This window comes from Desulfovibrio faecalis (assembly GCF_053570625.1).
This window is the reverse complement of sequence record NZ_JBRBQR010000001.1, coordinates 1,704,509-1,727,024: the sequence shown is the minus strand read 5'-3', so window position 1 is coordinate 1,727,024 and position 22,516 is coordinate 1,704,509. Positions and strand designations below refer to the sequence as shown.

Sequence of the window (22,516 nt, the reverse complement as noted above, 5' to 3'; positions counted from 1 at the left end):
AGCGCCCGGCCACTGGCCGGGCCTTTTGCTATTTGAGGCTGAACTGGATGGGAACAACCACGCGGGCGGCATGCGGCGGCGGCGCAAAGGGCGATGCCCGATGCACGGCTTCCAACGCCGATTCGTCCAGCGAATCAAAACCGCTGCTGGTGCGCAGCTCCACATTTTGCGCCGAGCCGTCCCTGGTGATGGTAAAGGCCACATACACAAGCCCCTGAATACCCATTCGTTTGGCTTGCGGGCTGTATTCCAGATATTTGCGGATGCGCTTTTTGATGTATTCGTAATTGCCCTTCAGGTAGCCCCCGGCATCCCCCTGCTCTTCGCTGGCGGCCCCGTTGCCCTGACCGTTGCTGCCGCTGCCGCGCCCCTGCCCTGATCCCTCTGCCATTGCCAACCCTTGGCCTTGCAGCTTGCTCTGGCTTGCGCCGCTGCCAGCGCCTGCGTCTACACCAGCACGTGCGCCTGAACTTGCGCCAGCAGTCGTGGTATTCGGTTTCAGGTCGGCGACTTTGGCTGTCGTATTGCTGCCCGCCTGCTCCCGGTGCTGAACATTATGTTCCTTGCGGGGTGCGGCTTTTGTGGTTTTGTCGATCTTGGCGGGCTGCGGCTTTTCCTTTGCGGCCGTCTTTTCAGCGAGCCGGGGTATAGCAAGGGGAGATTGGGAATCTGTCACGGTGGGTTCGGCGGATTTTTTCTGCTCTTGGGGGGCTGGGCTTGTTTCTTTTTGAGCGGCTGCCGCCTCTGCGGCAGGTGCCGCCACATCCACCTGCGATGCTGCATTCTGTTCCGTCTGGGTGCCACCGCCGCCAGCACCGGCTGGTTCTCCGGTTGTGCCGGAACCGGGCTCGCCGTAAGTCAGGGTAATCACCACCCCGCCAAAATCTCCATTGCCCGTGGGCGGCAACAGGCTGCCCAAAAACCAGAGCATGCCCAGCACCGCAAGATGCGCCGCAAAAGAGGCCGCAAAAAACCACGGGCCTCTGGTGCGCGGCTTTGCTGGCGGCTCCTCAAGACAGGGAGCGGCAAAAATTTGCCTGTCGGCTGCGGGTTCCATACTCATGGCGCATCCGGTTCTGCAAGGTGCATCCAGCGCTGAGCCCTGGGGGGGAGGTTGTACAGTTCCTTGATCTGTTGCGCGGTAACAGTGGTGGAAACCGGTCCATCTGCAACAACATGCCCCGCCTTGAGCAGTATGGCCCGCCCGCCCAGATACACCGCCTGTTCGGGGTGGTGGGTGGTCAGCATGATCGCCGGCCCGGAGCCGGAAAGCTTGCCAATCAACTCCAGCAGATGGAACTGGTTGCCGTAATCCAGCCCGGTGACAGGCTCATCCATGACAAGGGCCGAGCACCCCTGGCACAAGGCCCGCGCAATAAGCACAAGCTGCCTTTGCCCGCCGGATAGCTCCAGATAGGATTTGCGCGCGCAGCTTGTCATGCGCACCTGCTCCAGAGCGTTCATGGCCCTGTCCACATCATCTGCGGAAAACCTGAGCCAGGGGCTGCGGGCTGTGCGCCCCATAAGCACCACATCAAGAACCTGATAGGCAAAAACGCCCGTATGCATCTGGGGCACATAGGCCAGTGTGCGCGCAATATCCCGCCGCGAGATTTCTTCCTGCGGGCGGCCTTCCAGAAAAACGCTGCGGAGCGGCACGGGCAAAAATCCCAGAATGGCCCGGAGCAGCGTTGTTTTGCCGCAACCGTTGGGGCCAAGCACGTTCACCACTTCTCCCTTGCCCACGCGCAGAGAAACCTGCTGTAGCACAGGCGGTGCATCAAAATAGCCAAGGGTGAGGTCACGCACTTCAATCATAGCGTCTCTTCCAGTCGTACCACAGGCTAAAGGCAAACAGCGGCAACAGAATGATTGACGTGGCGATGCCCAGCGGCAGTTCCACAGTCCAGATCGTGCGGATAAACGAATCCGTCAGCAGAATAAAAAGCGCGCCGCCCAAGGCTGAATTCAGCAGGCCCAGGCGATTGTCCGGCCCGCAGATAAAACGCATCACGTGCGGAATGACAAGGCCAACCCAGTTGATGACGCCCGCCATGACAACAGTCAACGAGCACGCCAGCGTTGCCGCCGCAATCAGTTGCATCTTCATACGCATGCTGTTCACACCCAAGGCCATGGCCTCGTCGTCGCCCATGGAAAGCGCGTTCACGATCTTGCCGTTAAGGCAGATAAAGGCCAGCGCGCCGAGCATGAGCGGCCCGCCCCATATAAGGTGACGCGGCTCTGTGCGCGAAAGCGACCCCATGAGCCAGAACACAATTTCGGGCAACTGCCTGTTGGGGTCTGCCACGTACTGCACAAGCGAGGTCAGGGCCACAAAAAAGGAGCTGCTCACCATGCCGCCGATGAGCAGGGCAAGAAAACGCGCCTTTGGGTAGAGCATGGAAAAAAAGGTTCTTCGTCGTTTGATGTGGAATTCATGAAGCCACTACGACCTGAATCGGGGCCGCAATCAGGTAGACCATGGTGATGAAGTTCTCCACGTTCCGGTATCCTCGGGCCCTGGCCCTTGCCGCCTGGAACAGGCCATTGAAGCCTTCGAGCCTCGCATTGGTGTGCAAGGAATGCCAACGATGAAGGATTCGCGGCAAATGCCTCTCAAAGCTGGCCAATGCTCCGCGCACGGGTTCCAATAGCGGGCAGTCGGCCGCGTACTCGGCGGCATGCTTGAGAAAATGGGTTATGCGCCACTTGGCGGCCTGCTTCGATTCGGCCCGTCGAACCCAGCGCAGAAGTTCTTTGACACGGTAGGCCTTGGCGGTAGCGAAGCCCTGCTCGACGAGTTCCAGGAGAGCACTCTCCTGATTCTGCGTGCGTATTGTCTCGGCGCCCTTGAGTACGGCCCAACGGGTGTGGTCCGGCAGCTTTGACTGCCTGGCCTCAAGCTTTCTGACGTCATCGACGGCCTTGGTGAAGAGTTGGACGACATGAAACCAGTCGACTGTCACCGAGGCAGACTTGAACTTCTGTTCGACGGCGGAGAGGAACGCAGGCGACATGTCGCAAACTACCTCGACGATGTTTTCAGGACAGCCTTCATGGGCTTCAATGAACGCGCAGAACTGAGTCAGGCATTCCTTGCCCTTACCTGGAGTCGCGAAGATCACGGGCCTGTCGGAACGATCCAGGTCAATGAAGACGGTGATGTAATTGTGCCCACGCTTGGACGCGGTCTCATCCAGACCGATGGCCTTGATGTCTTTCAAGTTCAGCGCATTGATGGCTTTGGCCACATAGTGATGGACGATGCGCCACAGGCGGGTATCCGTGACCTCGACATGACGCGCTACGGCATTGACCGGCATCTCTCGAACGAGGCTCATGACAACCTGCTCAAAAAGCAGGGTAAACCGGCTGCCTTCCCTGGCCCATGGGGCTTCGACGCGTCGGATTCCATGTTCCGGGCAATTGATCCTCGGCAGTCGGGCTGTGAGGTAACAGTGATGCTGGAAGAAGTTGAGATGCCGCCACGTGAATTCCTTGAAGTCGTGAGCCTTGCACGCGGCTCCGCACTCGGGACACGGATACAGCGCTCCGCGGTCGGCACCGATCTCCAGGTGGAGCTTGGTTGGCGTATGGTCGGTATCAAGACGTTGGCTCATAACTTTCCAGGGCGGCGTGAGGCCGAGGCCCAAGGCAAAGATTTCTTCAGCTTGCATGGCAGTCCTCCTAAAGGAGGGCTATCCAAACTGATTGAGGTCGGTCAATTCCACATCAAACGACGAAGAACCATTCAGACCAACTGTGCTAACATAGTAACCCTCGGCCCAAAACTTTCTGTTGCCGAATTTATATTTAAGGTTTGCGTGCTTATCGAAGATCATCAATGAACTTTTTCCTTTTAGATACCCCATAAAACTCGACACACTGATTTTTGGCGGGATACTCACCAGCATGTGGATATGGTCTGGCATCAAGTGACCTTGCAGAATCTCTACTCCTTTGTACTTACAAAGACTCTGCAAAATTTCCTTTATACTATCGCGCAACTGAGCAAATATTATTTTTCGACGATACTTAGGCGTGAACACGATATGATACTTGCACAGCCATTTTGTGTGAGCTAAACTTTGGGCCTTGGTTCCCATAATAAAAACACCCTTCTTTAAATGTTACGATGGGCTTGAACAACTTCATCGTACAAGAAGGGTGTTTTTTGTGTATAACACTTTATTTCCACCCGCATAGCGGGTGGTTCTCTGTTTCGCGCACAAGTGCGCTCAACTGGCTAAAGCCATAAAAAAAGCCCTTACGGTGATTAACCGTAAGGGCTTGATTTTAATGGTGCGCCCGAAGAGATTCGAACTCCTGACCTACAGGTTCGTAGCCTGTTGCTCTATCCAGCTGAGCTACGAGCGCGTTCAACGAAGAGGAAACTAACTCAAGTCACAGTCGCCGTCAAGCTTTTTTTCAAAATATTTTTTGAAAAGCCTGTGAACTTGTTAAAAATTATTTTCTGCAACTTCCCGTAAGGGAATGTGCTCGCCCCTAGGGCAAGCACGCCTCAAACCAGTAAAGAAAACTACTAAGCGCTGATGCCGTTAACGGCATGAGCCAGACGCGAGATCTTGCGTGCGGCTTTCTTCCAGTGCATGGCGCCCTTACCGGCAGCCTTGGCAAGCACGGAAGTGGCGTTGGACAGGGCTTCGCTGGCCTGACCCTGTTCGTTGCTCTGGATGGCGGCGCGAACCTGCTTGATGGCATTCTTCACGCGGGTACGGGCGGCGCGATTGCGGCCTGCCCGCTGCAAGCTCTGCTTGTGACGCTTGAGGGCTGACTTATGGTTGGCCACTTTGAATCCTCCACATATGTTGGGCTTGCCCGCGCAAGCCATGAAAACAAAAGTTAGCGCGTTGTCGCGAAGAAGGGTTCTTACCACTGGCACGATTAGCTGTCAAGCAATCGTGTCTTTTTATCGAATATTTTCTTGTTTGAAGATGCGGGGAACCGTCAAAAGCGCCCCACACCTCCGGCAAAACCGTTACACAACCTACATCTGCAAAGCAGAAAAATCGGCCAGACGCGCAAACCGCGAGCCAAGGCCGTGCAGCATGCTCAATCTGTTGCGGCGCAGATCCGCATCATCGCACATAACCATCACACCTGCAAAGAATGCGTCCACAGCGGGGCGTACCGCACTCAGGCAGGCCAGCGCAGCGGCATGGTCGTGGGCGGCCCACAGAGCATCAAGGCGAGGCAACATTTCTTCCAGTGTGGATGCCAGCGCTTTTTCTGCGTCTTCACGCAGCAAGGCGGGATCCCAGTGGTCAGAAAGTTCCTCAGTCTGCCCCTGTTTGCGCAGGATATTGGCAACGCGCTTGAAGGTCTGCACCGCAGCTTCATAGTCCGCCGCCTGGCTAAATGCCGCCAGCGCCGCAAGGCGTGCGCCGCAGTCTTTCACATCTTCCGCGCCCGCGCCAAGGGCCGCATCCACCAGCAGCGTGTCCTGTCCCTGACTCATGAAATAGTTGCGCAAACGCGCAGCAAAAAATTCCATGAGCTTGTCCAGAGCATCGTGCGGGGCGAGCTTCCACTGGCGATCACCATAAAGCTGTTGCGCCATGGCAAAGAACTGTCGCACGTCAACCGCAAGGCCGAACTCGAGCATGATACGGATGATGCCCAGCGCGCAACGCCGCAGGCCGTTGGGGTCGGCAGCGCCAGTGGGGATCATGCCAAGGCCAAAGCAGCCTGCGAGAGTGTCGGCCTTATCCGCCATAGAGAGCAGCGCGCCTGCGAGGCTCTTGGGCAGCGGAGAATCCGGCCCGGCGGGCAGATACTGTTCGCCCAGAGCTTCGGCCACGGCCTTGCTTTCGCCTTTGCGGCCAGCATAGATGCCGCCCATGATACCCTGAAGGGTATCAAACTCTCCCACAAGGCCGCTCACCAGATCCGCCTTTGAAAGGCGCCCGGCGCGCGCGGCATCGTCGGCAAGTTCGGGCGCGCAGCTTTCGGCAAGCCAGCGGCACAGAGCCTCAAGCCTGCGGGTTTTGTCGCCCATGCTGCCAAGCCCGCCGATAAAAATGACCGTATCCAGCTTTTGCAGCCAGTGGTCAAAGGTATCGCGCAGGTCGGCCTGCCAGAAAAAGCGAGCGTCTTCAAGCCGGGCGCGCAGCACGCGTTCCCAGCCGCGCTTGACCACGCCCATATCTTCGGGGGTGATGTTCAGCACGGTGAGAAAATGCGGCAGCAGTTCGCCATTGGCACCTTCAATGCCAAAGCTCTTCTGGTGGCTTTCCATGCTGGTAAGCAGCACTTCGCGCGGCACCTCAAGATAGGCGGGATCAAAATCGGCCAGCAGCGGCACCGGGTGCTCGGCAAGGCCCTGCACTTCGTCCAGCAGGCTGTCTTTCCACAGCACTTTGCCGCCAGCGGCAGCCGCCTGGGCATTGCCGCCCTCAATAATGCCGTTGCGGCGTTGGGCAGGATCAATGGTAACAGCGCAAGGCCCGGCGAGGGTGGCCAGAAATTCATTGGCATGCGCCACGGCAAAGGGGCCAGCGCCGTGGATGCGGTGGCCGCTGGTCTCACGGCCTGAGGTCATGGGGCCAACAGTAAAGGGCACCACGGCATCATCAAGCAGCGCCAGTATCCAGCGCAACGGGCGGGCATAGGCCAGCGAATATGAACCCCAGTGCATGCGCTTCTGGAATGAAAGTGCGGTAATCACCGTGGGGCAGATATCCGCAAGCAAACCAGCTGCGGAAGCGCCGCCGGTGCGTTTGCGCACGGCCACGTATTCGCCCTTGTCCGTTTCCACCCGAAAAACGTCTTCAAGAGCGCAGGCATTGGTGCGCACAAACCCCTCAAGAGCTTTTGTGGGTTTGCCTTCGGCGTCATAGGCCACGCGCACGGGCGGGCCGGAGACGACCTCTTCCTTCTCCACCTGCACGGGGTTGAGGTCTTCAACAATCACCACCGCGCGCCGGGGCGTGCTCATGACGCGCAGCGCGCCGTATTCAAGCCCGGCTTCGTCCAAAGCGCCGCTAAAACGTGAGGCCAGCTCCCCTTCTTCGGGGGCCAGAAAACGGGAAGGCAACTCTTCGCTGCCGATTTCAAGCACAAAGGTCGCCACGGCTTACCTCGCATCCTTTTTGAGCATGGGATAGCCCAGTTCTTCACGCTGGGCTGCGTACAGTCGCGCCACTCCAGCCGCCAGGGCGCGCACCCTGCCGATATAGCCGGTGCGCTCGGTGATGGAGATGGCTCCTCTGGCGTCCAGAAGATTGAATGTATGCGAGCACTTGAGGCAATAATCATAGGCAGGCCAGGGCAATCCCAGCTCAAGCAGGGCTTTGCACTGCCCTTCAAAATCGCTGAAATGCCGCAACAGCATTTCAGGATTGCTGGCTTCAAAGTTGTGGCGGGACTGCTCCACTTCATTCTGGTGGTAGATGTGGCCATAGGTGACGTTTTTGTTCCAGGCCAGATCATACACGGATTCAACGCCTTGCAAATACATGGTAAGGCGCTCAAGGCCGTAGGTCAGTTCCACGCTGATGGGCGAAAGGTCAATGCCACCCACCTGCTGAAAATAGGTAAACTGGCTCACTTCCATACCATTGAGCCACACTTCCCAGCCAAGGCCCCAGGCGCCGAGTGTGGGGGATTCCCAGTCGTCCTCCACAAAGCGGATGTCGTGCTGCGCGGGGTTGATACCCAGCGCCTTGAGGCTTTGCAGATACAGATCCTGCACGTTGTCCGGCGAGGGCTTCATGATCACCTGAAACTGGAAATACCGTTGCAGGCGGTTGGGATTTTCGCCGTAGCGGCCATCAGTAGGACGGCGGGAGGGCTCCACATAGGCCACACTCCACGGTTCCGGCCCAATAACCCTCAAAAACGTGTTGGGGTTGAACGTACCGGCACCGCATTCCACACCCGAAGGCTGTTCGATGACGCAACCCTGGTTGGCCCAGTAGTTCTGCAAAGTTAAAATGACATCCTGAAAATACATGCGCTGTCCTTTGTTCGTAGCCTTTTTCAGACGCATACGCGCGGCTGTTCATTAATAACGCCGCCCCAAACCATCCCAAACCGAATCGAAAACTTCGGCGCAAACACGGTCACACGTGGCGAAAGTAGCCCCCTTCCCACGAGAGACCCAGGTGATATTGCACAAAACCATCAATAACCTTGGCGCACGCGCGCCGATCTGCCACAGGCAGTTCTTCCGCATGCCAGCCGGAGGGAAATTCTTGCTGCACATGACGCAAAAGGTCAAGCCCGGACGCGCCCAGCTCCACGCCATACCGTGCTGGCCCCGTTGTCGCGCGGCACGACGGGCAACGCAACTGGGCCTCGTCAACCACAAACTGCGCGGGGCCGGTTATGGCTGCGCCGCAGGTGCCGCACCTGCCCAGGTCAGGCGCAAAACCCAAAACGCCAGCAAACCGCAGGCGGAAAAACAGGGGCAACAGCGAAGGCACGTTTTCCGCTTCTTCCAGCGTCTTGCGCAAATCTTCAACCAGCAGAAAGGCCTCGTCCGCGCCTTCGTCATTGACGCCAAGCGCTTCCACAAACCGCAGGCAGTTGGCCGCCAGCCCCATGCGCCGCCAGTTGCCGCGCAAGCTTTGCGGCCCGCCCAGCAGCACGGCTTCCTCAAGGTTGAGAAAGCTACCGCGCCCCGAGGCCTTTACCCTGCAATGCAGGCTGTTGAGTACATCCAGGCAGCCGCAAAAACGACGCCTGCTGCGGCTGCCACCAAAGGCGAACAGCGTCAGCAGGCCGTGTTTGCGACAAAGCATTTTCAGCCACAGATCTGATTCGCGAAAGTGCCCGATTCGCAGCACAAGCGCGTGATCTGCCCATTCGGTCATGGCCTGTCCGCAGGGGGAAACACCAGATTGCGCACCTGGCCGCTCTGCCCCGCCGGGGGCAGTTCTTCACCGTCATACCGCAGGCGCACACCGCCAGCGTTGCCGAGCTTCAATTCCAGGCTCTTGCTGAACGTGAGGGCAAAAGTATCGCCCTTATGCAGAGAAAACTGGCGAGTGTCGGTCTTGTCAGCGCTGGAGTGAATCCAGCATTCTTCTGTAGCGGTGATAATAAGCTTGTGAGCGCCTACGGGCACGTCACTGCTCTGCGAAGCGGCAGCGGGCGCAGCGGCAGCGGCCGCCGGAGTAGCCGGAGCAGTTGAAGCAGGCGCACCAGCAGTCGGCGCGTTTGCGGCAGGCGCGTTTGCGGCAGTGCCGCGCACCGGGGGCAGACCAGGGGCAGCAGGCTGGACAGGCTGACCCGCCGATGGGGCCGAAGCCTGCGCCGAAGTTTGCGCGGAGCTTTGCACAGTCGCCTGGGCCGGAGCCTGTCCCAGTGCAGGAGCAGCAGCACTTTGCGGCTGGCTGACAACCGCCGGAGCCGGAGTCTGTCCCTGAGAGGGAGCAGCAGGGGCGGAAGGCCGGCTGGCCAGATTGCCGGGGTCAACAGACTCGGCGCTCTGCAAGGGGGCAGGCTGCGCCAGACGGCGCGTCTGCCGACTCAGGAAGTCAAATACCCCCTGTTGCCAGGCAACCATCACCACAGCGACCACGCACACCATGAAAAGCCCGGCCAGAATGGGCTTGAGATTGCGCCTCGGGGTGAGAACCATCTCGGGCTCATAAACATTTTGCGGCGCAACGGGTTCAGAAGCAGCCTCAAGCGCCCCAAGCGCCTCACTGACTTCCTCAGCCGAAAGGCCAACATAGGACGCGTATGAACGGATAAACCCCTTGGTGTACGCCAGAGGGGGCAAGGACGTCTCGTCCCCTTCCTCCAAAGCGCGCAGAAGACGGGCGCTGATTTTCAGCCTGTTTGCCGCATCTTCCATGTCCAGACCCCGCTTTTCGCGCTCAACGCGCAAAGCAGCGCCCAATTCCACTAAGGTCATGAAAAGCCTCGATAATGGTCTTGCCGCCCCGAGGGGGCGGCGGTTGCCAGCAAAAAGCCGGAACCACCCGTGGCGGCCCTGCTACATTCTGATATCAATAACGGCCCGACTGCGAAGCTGGTTGGTGTAGTCCTCAAAACGCTCCATGGCCTTGGGCTGGCGCAGGATGCCGTCGATCATCGGCTTGGCCTGCTCAAAGGTGAGCATCTTGAGTTCACCGCCGCCAGGGCGGTACAGGCGCACCTGCGCCTTGCGGCCCTGAAGTTCAAAAATCTCCGTTACATCGCCGGGTTTCATGCTGTTGAGGCGGGCTTCCCACTCGGGGTTGAGCTTGTCCCACACCACGGGGCCCATGTCGCCGCCGTTTTCCTTATTGGGAGCGATGGAATACTTGCGCGCCACTTCCTCAAACGAAACCGCGCCAGACTTGATCTGCGCAGCCAAGGCCGCAGCATTGGCATTGGGATGATACACCAGAAGGGCCATGTGCAGACCTGAGCGGTCATACAGGGTGTCCTTGTGCGCATCGTAGTAGGCCTTGATCTCATCGGGGGTCACAACAACCCGGCGACCCACTTCCATTGCCATAACACGCTGGCGAATCAAACCTTTTTCAATATTGCCACGCAGTTCGCTAACACTGGTCTTTTGTTGGGCCAGGCGTTCTTCAAACTGCTGTTTAGTAAGGTTGTTCGCCTTCATGATCTTGGTGATTTCGCTGTCAATTTCAGAAGAAGAAATGGAAATTTTGAGACGCTTGGCTTCCTGCGCAACCAGAATATCCATGATCATGCCGTCCAGCGCCTTGCGCAGCACGGCGTCCACGGCCTTGGCCTGGGCGGGATCGTTGGGATTGATACGCGCCCGCATAAGATCAGGAACAGCGTTTTTCTGCAGGTCAAACATGGTGATAACCTGACCGTTCACCACGGCCGCCACCTTGTTGATCTGTGCGGCCTGAGCGCCAAAAGCGGTCATAAAACAGATAACCAGCGCCAAAATAAGCGTTTTTCTCACGTTATACTCCCTGCGTGCGCGCAAAAATTCCGCGCTTTATCTGTAAAATTATATCCCAATCCAGCGCAACATGCAATGCAACGGCTGCACCCGCAGCCATCAGCCAGCCAGTAGCCGGGGCACGTTGCATGCAAGCCCTCAGCGGCGCCGCGCGGAGCCGCCGTTATCGCGCCTGCGCTGCTGGTCGCCCGAGGCTTTTGAAGCAGGAGCCGTTTCAGGATTATGCCCCTGATTTTCCAATGCTCCATTGGCCCTGGAATCGTGGGAACCTTCAAGCACATCACCCTCGTACACATCATCCTTGCCTGGGGGCAGAGCCTTCATGTCCTCCGCAGCGCCAGAAACATCCTGCACGGCGGGGGCATCGCTGCCCTGCCGGCCAGCGTGTGACGCCGGGGGGGCGAGCAGATCGGGGGCAAGCTCCTTGCCCACCATGATGACGGAATTGGCCAGAGCCTTTTCAAGCCAGCGTTCAAAAGCCTCGGACATCTTCTGCTCCCGCAGGATGCCTTCCACCAGCGGATAGGCCTCCACCAGGGTAATGTGCGCTGGCGGGCGGCTTTCAATCAGCCCAAGGCTGCGCCACAGGCCTTCTTCCTGCCGCACGGGGGCGCACTGTCCCGGTTTAAGACTGGCAGCTGCCTTGCGCCATCCCTGAGGCAGATCGGCTGGCCGCACATTCTGGCACTGGAGCTGCACCTTGCTGCGCGCCTCGCTCATGCCGCCGGGAAACACCGCGCAAAAGCCTTCCACGTCCTTGCGCGATTCACCAGAAATCAGGCAGACGCGCAGAGTTTCCGGCATCTGAAAATCGTCTTCGTGGGTCTGGTAGTAGTCGCGCAGTTCGGGCAGCGAAACACGGATGCCAGCTGCAAGAACCCGCTTTTCAAATGTGAGCATGGAGAGATGGTCAAGCAGCAAAGCCCGCCATTCTGAAGGGTCGATAGATTCTTCAGCCAGATATTTTTCCAGCCCGTCAGCGCCGCCGTAATCATTCCTGACTTCTGCCATGGCTGTATCCAGCATGGCAGGGCTGACCGACATCTGGAGCCGCTGCAAATCCTGCCGCACCAGAGCGTAAATGATCAGAGTGCCCAGCCCTTCGCCGTATTCGCGCCGCATGTTTTCCAGCGATGGAGTGCGCATGGCCCCAAGAGAAGGAGAACGGCTGTCGAGCAGGGTCTGCAATCTGCGCAAGCTGATGGGCTCGCCATTGACTGTAGCCACCACGCCGTCGGGGAGCCGGGTTTCAAAACAGGCCGCCAGCAGCAGGCAAAAAGAGCAGGCCAGCGCCACGCCTAGTGGGCGGGCCAGTCGGGCAGACCGAGCGACGTTCTGGAAAAAACGCGCCAAAGCTATGAGGGGCTGCATGAATCCGTCCACCATTTTTCCCATATATTCAGACCAGTTCTATGACCTGAAAAAAAGACACAGCCACAAACCAGCACCTATGCCCCGGCTTTAACACGAATACCTTCAAGGGCGGTACGCAACCTGTCCAACCCTTCGGGGAACGAAACATCAGACGGCATTGGCAGATGCAGCCCGGCAGGCGGCAGCATGCGCGCGTCCTTCATGGAAGCCGTAAGGGCTACTATGCGCTCAGGCTGCACGGCGGTCTGCCCGTCCGGCCAGACAAGCCGCACATGGTTGATGTGCACATCGGCCTTTTGCACCTGCAACTCTGTGAGGAACTGCTTGAAATCCAGCACGGCAAGGAAGTTGCGCAGTTCTTCGGGGAAGGGGCCAAACCTGTCGCGTATGCCAAGGGCCGCTTCCTCACGCGCCGCGCCGCCAGAGGCCGATGTGAGCGTTTTGTAGCAGCGCAGCCTTTCGCGCCCGTCCTCAATGTACGATGCGGGAATATGCGCAGGCAAGCCCAAAGTAAGTTCCGTCTCCACGGTCTGCGCTTCAGGCGTCCCCTTGAGGCGGCCCACGGCCTCCTCAAGCATTTCGAGGTACAGATCAAGGCCCACGCGGCACATGTGGCCCGACTGCACTTCGCCGAGGATATTGCCCGCGCCGCGCAGGCGCAGGTCTTCCATGGCGACCTGAAAACCGGCCCCCAGGTAATCCATATCCATAATGATGCGCAGGCGTTCCTCCGCAATGGAGGTGAGGCGCTCCGCATCCGGCACTACAAAAAAGGCATAGGCCTGCCTGTCGCTGCGGCCCACCCGGCCCCGCAGCTGATAGAGCTGCCCAAGGCCGAACATCTGGGCCTGATCCACTACCAGCGTATTGGCGCGGGGAAAATCCAGCCCGGATTCAACAATGGAGGTGCATACCAGCACATCAAGCTCGCCATGCCAGAACTTGTGCATGGTGTCTTCAAGCTCGGTTTCAGACATCTGCCCGTGCGCCATGCCTACCCGGGCCGTGGGCACAAGGGTGTGCACGTACTCGGCCACCCGCTCCAGGCCCTGCACACGGTTATAGACCCAGAACACCTGGCCTTCGCGCTCGATCTCGCGTTCCAGCACCTTGCGCAGCACGGAATCATCCCGCCGCAGCACAGCCGAAGCCACAGGCTTGCGATCCTGCGGCGCGGTTTCAATGATGGAAAGCTCGCGTATGCCGGACATGGAAAGCTGCAAGGTGCGCGGAATGGGCGTGGCTGTCAGGGTGAGCACGTCCACGTTCTTTTTAAGGGCCTTGAGTTTTTCCTTATGGCGCACGCCGAAACGCTGTTCTTCATCCAGAATCAGCAGGGCAAGATTGGGAAGTTTGACGTCGCTTGAAAGTACGCGGTGGGTGCCGATGAGAATATCCACCTGCCCGGTGGCCGCAGCCTTGAGCACTTCCTTTTGCTTTGGGCGCGTCACAAAGCGGCTGAGCAGCCCCACATTGACGGGAAAGCCCGCCAGACGGGCGCGGAAGGTCTGGTAATGCTGCTCGGCAAGCACCGTGGTGGGGCAAAGCAGCACCACCTGACGCCCCTCGGAAGCGGCGCGGAAGGCTGCGCGCAGGGCAACTTCCGTTTTACCGAAGCCCACGTCGCCGCATACGAGCCTGTCCATGGGCTGGGACTTGTCCATGTCGTCAAGCACGTCCTGAATGGCCTTGGCCTGATCAGGGGTTTCTTCAAAGCCGAACGTGGCCTCAAATTCGTGGTACAGCTCGCCCGGAGGGTCATATCGGAAGCCCTTGGTCACCTTGCGGTAGGCATACATTTCCACAAGGTCGGCGGCGATCTTTTCAATGGCCTTGCGGGCCTTCTCCTTGCCCGAAGTCCAGCCTGTGCCGCCCAGCCGGTCCAGCGCGGGTTCCACGCCTTCCGAACCCTTGAACCGCTGGATAAGCCCCATCCGGTCGGCAGGCACGTAGAGCTTGTCGCGCCCGGAGTATTCGATAAGCAAAAAGTCGTTGGCAACAGCGTTGACATCCATATGGTGCAGCCCGGCAAAACGGCCAATGCCGTAATCGCGGTGCACCAGCAGATCGCCAGCCTTGAGATCGTCAAAGGAATCCAGCCCCTTGAAAACGCGCGACGAAACGCGAGGCGTTTTTTCCGCCTTGGGGTACAGGATATCCTCGCCCAGAACCAGGGCGTTGTCCCACGCCAGATCCGCGCCCTGGCGGAAGGGCGAAACAAGAGCAAAAAGACCACGCTGGTCGGGTGCATAGCGCTGGGCAGGAAGGATGCCGTCCTGTTCTGCCAGTTTCAGAAACTTGGCTCGGCTGCGACCAGATGAAAAACTCAGCACCACCTGTCTGCGCGCGCCCTGCCACTCCTTGAGAGCGGTGGCAAGATGCTGCCAGGGGCGATCCTGCGCGCCGGAAAGAGGAAAAAGATCGCTGAAGGAATGCAGAGTCCTTTCCGCAAAATCCAGACCGCGCTCTTCCACACCCATGACCAGAGGTTCGGCGTACACGCGCTGAAAGGCGTTCCACGGCGCAGGCTGCGAACTTTTGCGCAGGGCCAGCGATGCCGGTTGAGGCAGGGGCGCGTCCTCGGCCTCAAGCCGCTCCTTGAGTGCAAGGCGGCCATCCCGCAGGGCCTCGGCGCTGTCGGCCTCGCCGGGCAGCAGCCACAGGCAGTCCTGCGGCAGCCAGTCTTCGAGCAGGCTGGGAGCTTCTACGGCGCAGCCGGGCAGCAGGCCCGCTCCGCCAGCATCCAGCGATTTTTTAAAGGAATAGCAGTCATTTTCGCCAATGCGGCCTTCGGCAAACATGCGGTCAAAACGCTTGCGCGCAGCCTCGGTCTCGCGCGCATCAAAGGCCAGCGGGCTGACAGGCAGCAGGGTCAGTTCGTCGCATCCTTGCAAAGACCGTTGGGTCTCCGCGTCAAAGAAGCGCATCTCCTCCAGCGTGTCGCCAAAAAATTCCAGCCGCACGGGGCGGGCATAGCCAGAGGGGTACAAATCAAGGATGTCGCCGCGCCGGGCCATTTCGCCGGGCCGCGTGACCATGGCAACGCGCTCGTACCCCCACTCCACCGCCTGCTCCAGCAGCAGCTCAGGGGCGTAATCGCTGCCCTTGCCAAGCTCCAGCGTGCGCGTGTGGAAAAAATTGACCGGCATGTAGCGCAACAGCAGGCTTTCAACGCTGACCACCAGCACTCGCGGTTTGCCAAGGGTGAGGGAATACAGCGCGGCAAGCCGGGCAGCCCATGAGGGCTTGTCCTGCCACTGGCTCAGGGCTGGCAGCCCCAGACAGGGCCACTGCCATGCAGGGCGCACAACTGCCGGATCCGCCAGAGAAATTTCGGGAGAAAACAGGGCCGCAAGGGAGCGGGCCGCGTGAAATTCTTCGCGGGTGCGGGCCACAAGAGCCACGCTGCGCCCTTTGTCCAGAGCCTCGCAGGCAAGGCGGCAGCGCGTGACCATGCCGCTGCGTTCCAGATATATCTGCCTGTCGTTGCTTGAGAGCAATGCGCCGAAAGTGTCCATGAACCTGTGGGGGTTATATAACAGCACAAGGGGCAGCCTGCGCCGCCCCGACGATAAACGGTCAAACCTGGCGGCAGCCGGAGGCCACCGCCAGGTTTGCAAGTCATTTGCTTCTAGTGTCCGCAGCCGCCGCCGCAGCTGCTGCAACCACCGCCCGTCTGGGGCAGGGGCACCGTGGGTTCAACTGTGAAACCCGCGTAGGAAAGATCAATCTTCACGCCTTCAACCTGAGCAAGAAGCTCCTTGTTGATGCAGAAGGTGAATCCGCCCTGATCTTCGCTCATATCTTCATCCGTCGCGGCGTCCAGGGCAAGGGCCAGATGGGGCCCGCTGCACCCGCCGGGGGCGAGGTAAACGCGAATGGTGCTTTTTTCCTTACCTTCAAAAAAGGCCGCCAGTTCCTTCTGGGCGCTTTCGGTCAGTTCAAGCATGGTTCCTCCGATGTTTTTCGATACGCTCGATATGTATATTATATGGTAGAGTAACGAAAAACAGGCTGGCCTGCTTCGTCCGGCCAGCGGGAAACCACCCCGCCTTACGCGTTGCTGCCGCAGCCGCTCGAGCAGCTGCTGCAACCACCGCTGTTGCCTTCAGAAGCGAAGGGCACTACGGGTTCAACCGCAAAGCCCATGTAGGTTAAATCAATTTTTACACCCTGCACTTCTGACAGAAGAGCACTGTTGATGCAGAAGGTGTAGCCGGCCTGTTCCTCGGTTTGATCCTGGTCGTTAGGCTCATCCAGAGCCAGGGCAAGGCGCGGGCCGCCTCAACCTGCGGTCATGTAGACCCGGATGGGATCCTTTTTCTTGCCGGTAAAGAACGAATCCAGTTCCTTACGGGCGCTGTCGGTCAATTCGATCATACGTCCTCCATGATTCGAGTGTTTTACTAACTAAGGTCATGCGTGGGGCTTGTCAATTACCGCAGGGCTTTTCTTTAAAGCCGAAAACAGCTAGAATGACGGGCATATCCACCCTTGGAGGAACCATGTCCACGACCCGGTTACTGGAAAAAGACGAAATGGCGCGCGTACTTGAACGCCTCGCCTCGCAGATACTTGAACGCCACGCGGCATGCCAGGATGTGATGCTTGTGGGCATCGAACGGCGCGGCGCAGACCTGGCCCGGCGCATAGCTGTCCTGCTGCAAACGCGCCTTGACCGCGTCATCCCCCTCGGAACCCTGGATATCAATCTGTACCGCGATGACTGGACAAGCCTTGTGGGCAAGCCCAGCATCGGGCAGTCCCGCATTACCGAAAGCGTGGACGAAAAGGTTATCATCCTGATTGACGATGTGCTTTACACCGGGCGCACCATCCGCGCCGCCCTCGAGGCCCTGCTCGACTACGGCCGCCCCCGCTGCGTGGAACTGCTGACCCTTATCGACCGTGGTCACCGCGAGCTGCCCATCCATGCGGATTATGTGGGCCGCGTCATCAATACCAGCAGGCAGGAACACGTGGACGTCATGCTCGCCGAGCGCGACGGCGAAGACAGCGTGAACCTGACCACCGCATCGTAAAACAGACGCGAAAGATTGCCCCAGCGGCAGGCACGGCCCTACAAACTGCCCGGCCCGGAAAGAGCCTCAACAGGGCTTTGCCGAGTCATAAACCGCGCACAGGAACAGAATTCATTCACCACGCTGACGTGCCGCCCCCCATCGGGCGGCAGCAAATACAGAACAGAGGAAACCATGCCCAAGCGCAAAACCTGACGCACAGCAAGGAGCTTCACGTTGTGGAGCTTACGCGAACGGCGGTCCGGTTTGGGGCTGGCGCATGGCTTCTCTGCCCTGCACCACTGACCCGACAAATCCTCCGTTCGCGCTGCCGTTTCATACATCGGCTTCGCCACGGGCCTGTGGCCCAAAAAGGAGGATTTCATGAAACCAGGCTTCAACTTTTTCTCCACCACAACAGGCATCATTGCCACCGGGCTTGTGTTCGGCGTGCTTGCCGTATTGCTCCAGCAAATGGGCAATCCCGGCAACATGGGCATCTGCGTGGTCTGCTTTAACCGCGATATCGCTGGCGCTCTGGGCTTTCACCGCGCTGCCGTCGTGCAGTACCTGCGGCCCGAAATCATGGGCATGGTGCTTGGCGCATTCGGCGCGGCGCTGGCCTTTGGCGAATACAAGCCGCGCGGCGGCTCGGCCCCCATCACCCGCTTTTTGCTTGGGGGCATAGCGGGTATTGGCGCGCTGGTCTTTCTGGGTTGCCCCTGGCGAGTTATTCTGCGCCTGGCTGGCGGCGACGCCTTTGCACTCTTTGCCCTTGCGGGCCTGATCTGCGGCGTGGGCATTGGCACCATTTTTTTCCGCATGGGCTTTTCACTTGGTCGCAGTCAGGGCCAGAGCAAAATTTCCGGTCTGGTGCTGCCCGGCATCATGCTTTCCTTCGTGGCCCTGTATCTGCTCAATCCGCAGGTGGCAGAACAGCCGCAGAGCGGCGTACTCTTCTATTCCGTCAAAGGGCCCGGCGCACAGCATGCACCCTTTATACTCTCCATTGGCGTGGGGCTGATAGTGGGCTTTCTGGCCCAGCGCAGCCGCTTCTGCACCATGGGAGCCCTGCGCGACGTGATGCTGTTCAAGCAATGGCATCTGGCACTGGGATTTCTGGCCATGCTGGGCGCGGCCCTTGTTCTGAACCTGTATTTCGGCGCGTTCAAGCCCGGCTTTGAAAACCAGCCTATCGCCCAGCCCGACAACCTCTGGAACTTCCTCGGCATGGCTACTGCCGGTCTGGCCTTTGCGCTGGCGGGCGGCTGCCCTGGCCGTCAGCTCTTTATGGCTGGCGAGGGCGACAACGACGCCGCTGTATTTGCCGTTGGCCTGATCGTTGGCACCGCTGTTGCCCATAACTTCGGCTTGGCCTCCAGCCCCGCAGGGGTCGGCCCTCACGGCATGGCAGCCACCCTTGCCGGTCTTGCCATCTGCCTGTGCATCGGATTTTTCAACTGCAAGAGAGGTGCGTAATGTCTACCACCATCGACACCCGAGGGCTTTCCTGCCCGCAGCCCGTACTCATGTTTCTTACCGCTGCCAAGGCCGATGAACAGGGGCCTTTCAGCGTATTGGTGGATAACGACGCCAGCCTTGAAAATGTCAGCCGCGCTGCCCGCAACCGGGGATTTGCCGTCAGCACCACTGAAGAGGGCGAAGGCATAACGCGCATAGACATCCGCAAGGATTAACAGTCGGATTGGCGAACTGGTGGCGCGGGTGAGCAAAACGCCCGCGCCGCCGCTGTCGCCTTGGTCTGTCAATGATGACTGCAAGCTGCAATTCCCCAGCCCTCGGCACGAGTGCTGCAACATATCCGGCAAGCCAGACGTATCGGGAGAAATCATGACGCAGAACAGTTCCCAGAGCAGCCTGCTGCAGGGCTTTGCGCAAAAACTGCGCGGCCTGTTTTCTCCCGGCGGCAAAGATTCGGATATGGATGCTCGCGGCGGCGGCAAACGCGGTTGCAACGACCGAGGTCTGCTGGTTTTTGACCACACTGGCGAGGTTATCCGCGCCGAGCGCCTGCTGTGCAAGGCCGGGTTGGATGTGGAAGTAAAGGGGCCGCCGCCGGAACTGCGCACAGGGTGCGACATGGTGGTGGTTTTTGAACTGGTGAGTCAGGCGCGCGTTCTGGATGTTCTGGAGCGGGAAGGTCTTGAGCCCCGTCAGGTGGTCAGCGCCCACGATGTGCTGCTGGAGCCTGTGTCCCTGTTTCAGATAAAACATCTGGATGACCGCTGGCTGATGGTACGCGCCGCCAATATGAAAATTACCCTTGATGCTGCTGACGGACGCATTGTGAATATTTCAGGCGGCGGCTGCCCTGATGTGCCGTGGGTGGCGCATCGGCTGTGCGGCCTGCGCCTTGATGAAGCCCCGGAACCCCTGTCCCTGGGGCAGACCCTCTGCTGCTACAGCCTGCAAAAGGCCTTTGAAGAACTGCGGAGGCAAGTCGCATGTGGTGCATAGCAGGGACCTTGCCCGACCCGGATTTTGCCCTCTGCCCTGCTGGTCTTGAGGCCGAAAGCACGGTTGCAGGCGGGCTGCTCCTCCTGCCGGATGGCCAGGCCGTACCTGTGCAGCGAGGCACTGCGGCCCTTGCCGCCACAGCCATTCTTGCCTGCAAGGAACTGGGCATTGCGCCGCCGCGTCTGCTGCTGGCGGGCGACCCTGGTTCCGGCGCGGGCAGCCGCGCCATTTACGCATGGCTGGAACAGAATCTGACAGGCATTGCCCCAGCAGGGCTGACCTTTCACTATCTTTTCCCTGATCAAGATTGGCACAACCGGGTGCTCATGGCCGCTCAGGCCCTTGCCGTGCCGCCAATAATGGTTGCAGATGCGGGCTTTATGTATGTGGCGAAAATGAGCGGTTATGCCGATGCCTATGATCTTTTTACGCCGGATCTGGGCGAGCTGGCCTTTCTGGCAGATGAAAAAGCCCCCCACCCCTTTTATACGCGGGGTTTTCTGCTGGCTCGCGAGGATGACGTGCCGCCGCTTTTGCAACGCGCTCTTGAGCATGGCAACTGCCCAAAAAATCTGATTATCAAGGGATCAAAAGATTACATAGTTGTGGATGGCCGCGTAATCGCCACGGTGGACGCGCCCTCGGTTCCGGCCATGGAATGCATTGGCGGCACGGGCGATCTGGTGACAGGGCTTGCAACGGCGTTCTTGTGCGGCGGCGCGGCAATGGACGAGGCCTGCACGGCGGCGGCCCGCATGGCGCGCCTGCTGGCGCAAGTCTGCGCGCCCAACCCCGGCACCCAGATTGGCGAACTGATTGAAATGCTGCCAGAAGCCATGCGCGGTGCGCGCTCAGTGTGGCCGACCACTCTTTCTGCCGCATCCATCTAGTCCGCGCCGCAAGGCTCAGCCCGCGCGTGATCAGACTCGTGCAGACAAGTGCAGCCCCTACCCGCCGGATCAGCAGACCCAGCAAGCCCGTTTACAAAGAAGAGGCCCTCCGTAAGCACGGAAGGCCTCTTCTTTAATAAAACGCTCTGCAATAACGATAGGCGTTCAGCGCGCTACCCGTGATGCACGGCCTTTTGCCGCCGGGCGCGTAACCGCAAGGCAACGCGCCACAGCCAGCCAGCTGCCAGCCCCACGGCAATGCCAAGAAAATCAAGCAATGTTTGCGCGGCCATATGCGGGCGGTCAAAACCCCAGGCAGCGGCTTTATTCCAGGAGGGATGATAAAGCGCCCAGGCAATGAACGCCATCAAAGCCAGCACACCCAATGCACCGAACAGCCAGTAACCGGGGATGGGTTCTTCCCAGAAAAAGGACGAGCGGTAAAAACGCCGCCGGGCCATGCATACAGTCAGCAGCACAATACTGACCATGGATGCGGTGATCCACGAAAAACCGTTGAGCAATGCTCCCGCAATCCCCAGACACAGACACAGCACCGCCAGCTGGAATCCGCGCGACTGCCGCCGCTCAAGCCCGTATGAAACAAAGAGCAGCATGGCGCCCGAAATAGCCGTAAGAAAATGCCCCACAGCCAGCGCCTCATAAGGAATCATGCTGCGCAGAGCGTGCAGCATGTGCTTACCTGGCGGCAGCATGGCGCAGACAAGCAGAATCACGCCCGCTGCAAAAACCATATAGGCAGAAATGGAGTGCGAGAGTACAGAAAGCCAGCGGCCAGTTTCGCGCAGCATGTCGCTTCGTTGGCGCACCTCGTAAACAGCCAGCAGCAATGCGGCTGCCAGCAACGGAATGATAAAGTAAATGATGCGGAACAGCAGCACCGCCGCAAACACGGCCTGCGCCTGTGTTGTATGGGTAAGGTGCAGAATGACAAGCTCAAAAACGCCAACCCCGCCGGGGATGTGCGTAAGCACCACTGCCACCTGGGCCATGAGGTAGCTTGGCAGAAAATCAAGAAACGATATGCCCATGTTGCCGGGCAGCAACACGTACATGCAGCCCGCTGCGGCGATAATGTCCACCCCGGCCACAATGGCCTGAGCAAAGGCGATATGCGGCGGCGGAAAGACAAATTCCTTGCCAAACAGGTGTACGGGCTTGCGCACGGTACAGCATAAAATCAGGTAGGAGCAGGCAATAAGCAGCAGCACCACGCCCAGAATGCGCACGTCTGTCATGGGCATTTTTGCCAGCAGATCATCAGGAATGACAGGCGGGCTTATGATAAAAATCAACCCGCACAGCCCCAGTGCGCCAACCCAGAATGTAACCGCCAGCATCAGCACCAGACGCACAATCTCTGCCAGCGAAAAACCCCAGGCCGAATAAAACCGGTAACGCACGCTGGTACCGCCCAGCAGCGCGCCAAAGTTGTAGCTCACAGCCTGCCCCACAAATGAAACAAGCCCCACGCGGGGCAAAGGCAGGGTTTTGTGAATGGCCTTGAGCGCCAGCCAGTCGTAGCCCACAAGAATGATGTAATTGACCACCATCAGCAGCAACGAGCAGAGAATCCGCCCGTGCGATATCTGGCTTATACTTTCGCGAATCTGGGCTATGCTGTAACTTTTAAGCTTATGGTACAAAAGGTACACAGCCAGAAAAAACACCGCCGTGACAAGCACCGACCCAAGATAACGCAAATATTTTTTCATAGTCTGCCGTTGTTCATACAGTTGTTATATGACGCTCAAACCAAGCGTTTTACGCAGCTCTTCCGTGCTGGCGCAAGCGCCTGCCGCGTTGGGCGCAGCTCCAACATATAC

Annotated in this window: 20 protein-coding genes, 1 tRNA gene and 1 pseudogene; 5 read left to right on the top strand and 17 right to left on the bottom strand. The window is 59.0% G+C overall.

Going from position 1 to position 22,516, the window contains the following annotated elements:
* Nucleotides 1-28 precede the first annotated feature (28 nt).
* The 16 genes and pseudogenes from ACUZ79_RS07715 to ACUZ79_RS07640 form a co-directional block, all read right to left on the bottom strand.
* Nucleotides 29-1,063: an energy transducer TonB gene (locus tag ACUZ79_RS07715; RefSeq protein WP_449251221.1), complete on the bottom strand. Its 1,035-nt coding sequence runs from the start codon at nucleotides 1,061-1,063 to the stop codon at nucleotides 29-31.
* Entirely contained in the window at nucleotides 1,060-1,818 is a 759-nt protein-coding gene (locus ACUZ79_RS07710; RefSeq protein WP_240825038.1) for an ABC transporter ATP-binding protein, read from the bottom strand. The genes ACUZ79_RS07715 and ACUZ79_RS07710 overlap by 4 nt, the downstream gene beginning before the upstream one ends.
* Nucleotides 1,811-2,404, bottom strand: coding sequence for a FecCD family ABC transporter permease (locus ACUZ79_RS07705; protein ID WP_449251220.1), 594 nt, complete (start codon nucleotides 2,402-2,404; stop codon nucleotides 1,811-1,813). The genes ACUZ79_RS07710 and ACUZ79_RS07705 overlap by 8 nt, the downstream gene beginning before the upstream one ends.
* Before the next feature lie 34 nt (nucleotides 2,405-2,438).
* Nucleotides 2,439-3,680: an ISL3 family transposase gene (locus ACUZ79_RS07700; RefSeq protein ID WP_449250523.1), complete on the bottom strand. Its 1,242-nt coding sequence runs from the start codon at nucleotides 3,678-3,680 to the stop codon at nucleotides 2,439-2,441.
* 72 nt (nucleotides 3,681-3,752) lie between these two features.
* Nucleotides 3,753-4,109, bottom strand: a pseudogene (tnpA, locus tag ACUZ79_RS07695) (IS200/IS605 family transposase); the annotation flags it as partial.
* Between the two features lie 194 nt (nucleotides 4,110-4,303).
* Nucleotides 4,304-4,380 (bottom strand) — tRNA-Arg (locus ACUZ79_RS07690).
* 166 nt (nucleotides 4,381-4,546) lie between these two features.
* Entirely contained in the window at nucleotides 4,547-4,813 is a 267-nt protein-coding gene (gene rpsT, locus ACUZ79_RS07685; protein WP_240825059.1) for a 30S ribosomal protein S20, read from the bottom strand.
* 198 nt (nucleotides 4,814-5,011) lie between these two features.
* The gene (gene glyS / locus ACUZ79_RS07680) at nucleotides 5,012-7,096 is read right to left on the bottom strand and encodes a glycine--tRNA ligase subunit beta (protein ID WP_449251219.1); all 2,085 of its coding nucleotides are present in this window, start codon (nucleotides 7,094-7,096) and stop codon (nucleotides 5,012-5,014) included.
* A gap of 3 nt (nucleotides 7,097-7,099) precedes the next feature.
* A complete protein-coding gene (glyQ, locus tag ACUZ79_RS07675) occupies nucleotides 7,100-7,978 on the bottom strand; it encodes a glycine--tRNA ligase subunit alpha (RefSeq protein ID WP_240825061.1) in 879 nt (292 codons plus the stop codon).
* A 109-nt stretch (nucleotides 7,979-8,087) separates the two neighbouring features.
* A complete protein-coding gene (gene recO, locus ACUZ79_RS07670) occupies nucleotides 8,088-8,840 on the bottom strand; it encodes a DNA repair protein RecO (protein WP_449251218.1) in 753 nt (250 codons plus the stop codon).
* Entirely contained in the window at nucleotides 8,837-9,889 is a 1,053-nt protein-coding gene (locus ACUZ79_RS07665) for a RodZ domain-containing protein (protein WP_449251217.1), read from the bottom strand. Before ACUZ79_RS07665 ends, recO begins: the two co-directional genes overlap by 4 nt.
* Nucleotides 9,890-9,970: 81 nt before the next feature.
* Complete coding sequence (locus tag ACUZ79_RS07660) at nucleotides 9,971-10,930, bottom strand: SurA N-terminal domain-containing protein (protein WP_449251216.1); 960 nt, start codon at nucleotides 10,928-10,930, stop codon at nucleotides 9,971-9,973.
* A gap of 114 nt (nucleotides 10,931-11,044) precedes the next feature.
* Entirely contained in the window at nucleotides 11,045-12,277 is a 1,233-nt protein-coding gene (locus ACUZ79_RS07655) for a peptidylprolyl isomerase (protein WP_449251215.1), read from the bottom strand.
* Between the two features lie 77 nt (nucleotides 12,278-12,354).
* On the bottom strand, nucleotides 12,355-15,798 hold the full coding sequence (gene mfd, locus ACUZ79_RS07650) for a transcription-repair coupling factor (RefSeq protein ID WP_449252171.1): 3,444 nt from the start codon (nucleotides 15,796-15,798) through the stop codon (nucleotides 12,355-12,357).
* Between the two features lie 113 nt (nucleotides 15,799-15,911).
* Nucleotides 15,912-16,229: an IscA/HesB family protein gene (locus ACUZ79_RS07645; protein WP_215647804.1), complete on the bottom strand. Its 318-nt coding sequence runs from the start codon at nucleotides 16,227-16,229 to the stop codon at nucleotides 15,912-15,914.
* Between the two features lie 104 nt (nucleotides 16,230-16,333).
* Nucleotides 16,334-16,660, bottom strand: coding sequence for an IscA/HesB family protein (locus tag ACUZ79_RS07640; protein ID WP_215647805.1), 327 nt, complete (start codon nucleotides 16,658-16,660; stop codon nucleotides 16,334-16,336).
* 125 nt (nucleotides 16,661-16,785) lie between these two features.
* Here ACUZ79_RS07640 and pyrR point away from each other — a divergent pair, with 125 nt between their 5' ends.
* From pyrR to ACUZ79_RS07615, 5 genes are all read left to right on the top strand, one after another.
* A complete protein-coding gene (pyrR, locus tag ACUZ79_RS07635; RefSeq protein ID WP_449251214.1) occupies nucleotides 16,786-17,322 on the top strand; it encodes a bifunctional pyr operon transcriptional regulator/uracil phosphoribosyltransferase PyrR in 537 nt (178 codons plus the stop codon).
* Nucleotides 17,323-17,685: 363 nt separating this feature from the next.
* The gene (yedE, locus tag ACUZ79_RS07630) at nucleotides 17,686-18,780 is read left to right on the top strand and encodes a YedE family putative selenium transporter (protein ID WP_449251213.1); all 1,095 of its coding nucleotides are present in this window, start codon (nucleotides 17,686-17,688) and stop codon (nucleotides 18,778-18,780) included.
* The gene (locus ACUZ79_RS07625) at nucleotides 18,780-18,998 is read left to right on the top strand and encodes a sulfurtransferase TusA family protein (protein WP_240825068.1); all 219 of its coding nucleotides are present in this window, start codon (nucleotides 18,780-18,782) and stop codon (nucleotides 18,996-18,998) included. The genes yedE and ACUZ79_RS07625 overlap by 1 nt, the downstream gene beginning before the upstream one ends.
* Nucleotides 18,999-19,152: 154 nt before the next feature.
* Complete coding sequence (locus tag ACUZ79_RS07620; protein WP_449251212.1) at nucleotides 19,153-19,779, top strand: DUF3343 domain-containing protein; 627 nt, start codon at nucleotides 19,153-19,155, stop codon at nucleotides 19,777-19,779.
* Complete coding sequence (locus ACUZ79_RS07615) at nucleotides 19,767-20,669, top strand: NAD(P)H-hydrate dehydratase (RefSeq protein WP_449251211.1); 903 nt, start codon at nucleotides 19,767-19,769, stop codon at nucleotides 20,667-20,669. Before ACUZ79_RS07620 ends, ACUZ79_RS07615 begins: the two co-directional genes overlap by 13 nt.
* Before the next feature lie 173 nt (nucleotides 20,670-20,842).
* Here ACUZ79_RS07615 and ACUZ79_RS07610 read toward each other — a convergent pair whose 3' ends face one another.
* A complete protein-coding gene (locus ACUZ79_RS07610) occupies nucleotides 20,843-22,405 on the bottom strand; it encodes a lysylphosphatidylglycerol synthetase family protein (protein WP_449251210.1) in 1,563 nt (520 codons plus the stop codon).
* Between the last annotated feature and the right edge of the window lie 111 nt (nucleotides 22,406-22,516).

Coding starts and splice junctions, on each gene's coding strand:
- ACUZ79_RS07665 (WP_449251217.1), bottom strand. CDS start 9,889: ATGACCTTAGTGGAATTGGGCGCTGCTTTGCGCGTTGAGCGCGAAAAG.
- ACUZ79_RS07620 (WP_449251212.1), top strand. CDS start 19,153: ATGACGCAGAACAGTTCCCAGAGCAGCCTGCTGCAGGGCTTTGCGCAA.
- pyrR (WP_449251214.1), top strand. CDS start 16,786: ATGTCCACGACCCGGTTACTGGAAAAAGACGAAATGGCGCGCGTACTT.
- ACUZ79_RS07700 (WP_449250523.1), bottom strand. CDS start 3,680: ATGCAAGCTGAAGAAATCTTTGCCTTGGGCCTCGGCCTCACGCCGCCC.
- ACUZ79_RS07625 (WP_240825068.1), top strand. CDS start 18,780: ATGTCTACCACCATCGACACCCGAGGGCTTTCCTGCCCGCAGCCCGTA.
- recO (WP_449251218.1), bottom strand. CDS start 8,840: ATGACCGAATGGGCAGATCACGCGCTTGTGCTGCGAATCGGGCACTTT.
- mfd (WP_449252171.1), bottom strand. CDS start 15,798: ATGGACACTTTCGGCGCATTGCTCTCAAGCAACGACAGGCAGATATAT.
- glyQ (WP_240825061.1), bottom strand. CDS start 7,978: ATGTATTTTCAGGATGTCATTTTAACTTTGCAGAACTACTGGGCCAAC.
- ACUZ79_RS07645 (WP_215647804.1), bottom strand. CDS start 16,229: ATGCTTGAACTGACCGAAAGCGCCCAGAAGGAACTGGCGGCCTTTTTT.
- yedE (WP_449251213.1), top strand. CDS start 17,686: ATGAAACCAGGCTTCAACTTTTTCTCCACCACAACAGGCATCATTGCC.
- ACUZ79_RS07715 (WP_449251221.1), bottom strand. CDS start 1,063: ATGAGTATGGAACCCGCAGCCGACAGGCAAATTTTTGCCGCTCCCTGT.
- ACUZ79_RS07615 (WP_449251211.1), top strand. CDS start 19,767: ATGTGGTGCATAGCAGGGACCTTGCCCGACCCGGATTTTGCCCTCTGC.
- ACUZ79_RS07710 (WP_240825038.1), bottom strand. CDS start 1,818: ATGATTGAAGTGCGTGACCTCACCCTTGGCTATTTTGATGCACCGCCT.
- ACUZ79_RS07610 (WP_449251210.1), bottom strand. CDS start 22,405: ATGAAAAAATATTTGCGTTATCTTGGGTCGGTGCTTGTCACGGCGGTG.
- ACUZ79_RS07705 (WP_449251220.1), bottom strand. CDS start 2,404: ATGCTCTACCCAAAGGCGCGTTTTCTTGCCCTGCTCATCGGCGGCATG.
- ACUZ79_RS07655 (WP_449251215.1), bottom strand. CDS start 12,277: ATGCAGCCCCTCATAGCTTTGGCGCGTTTTTTCCAGAACGTCGCTCGG.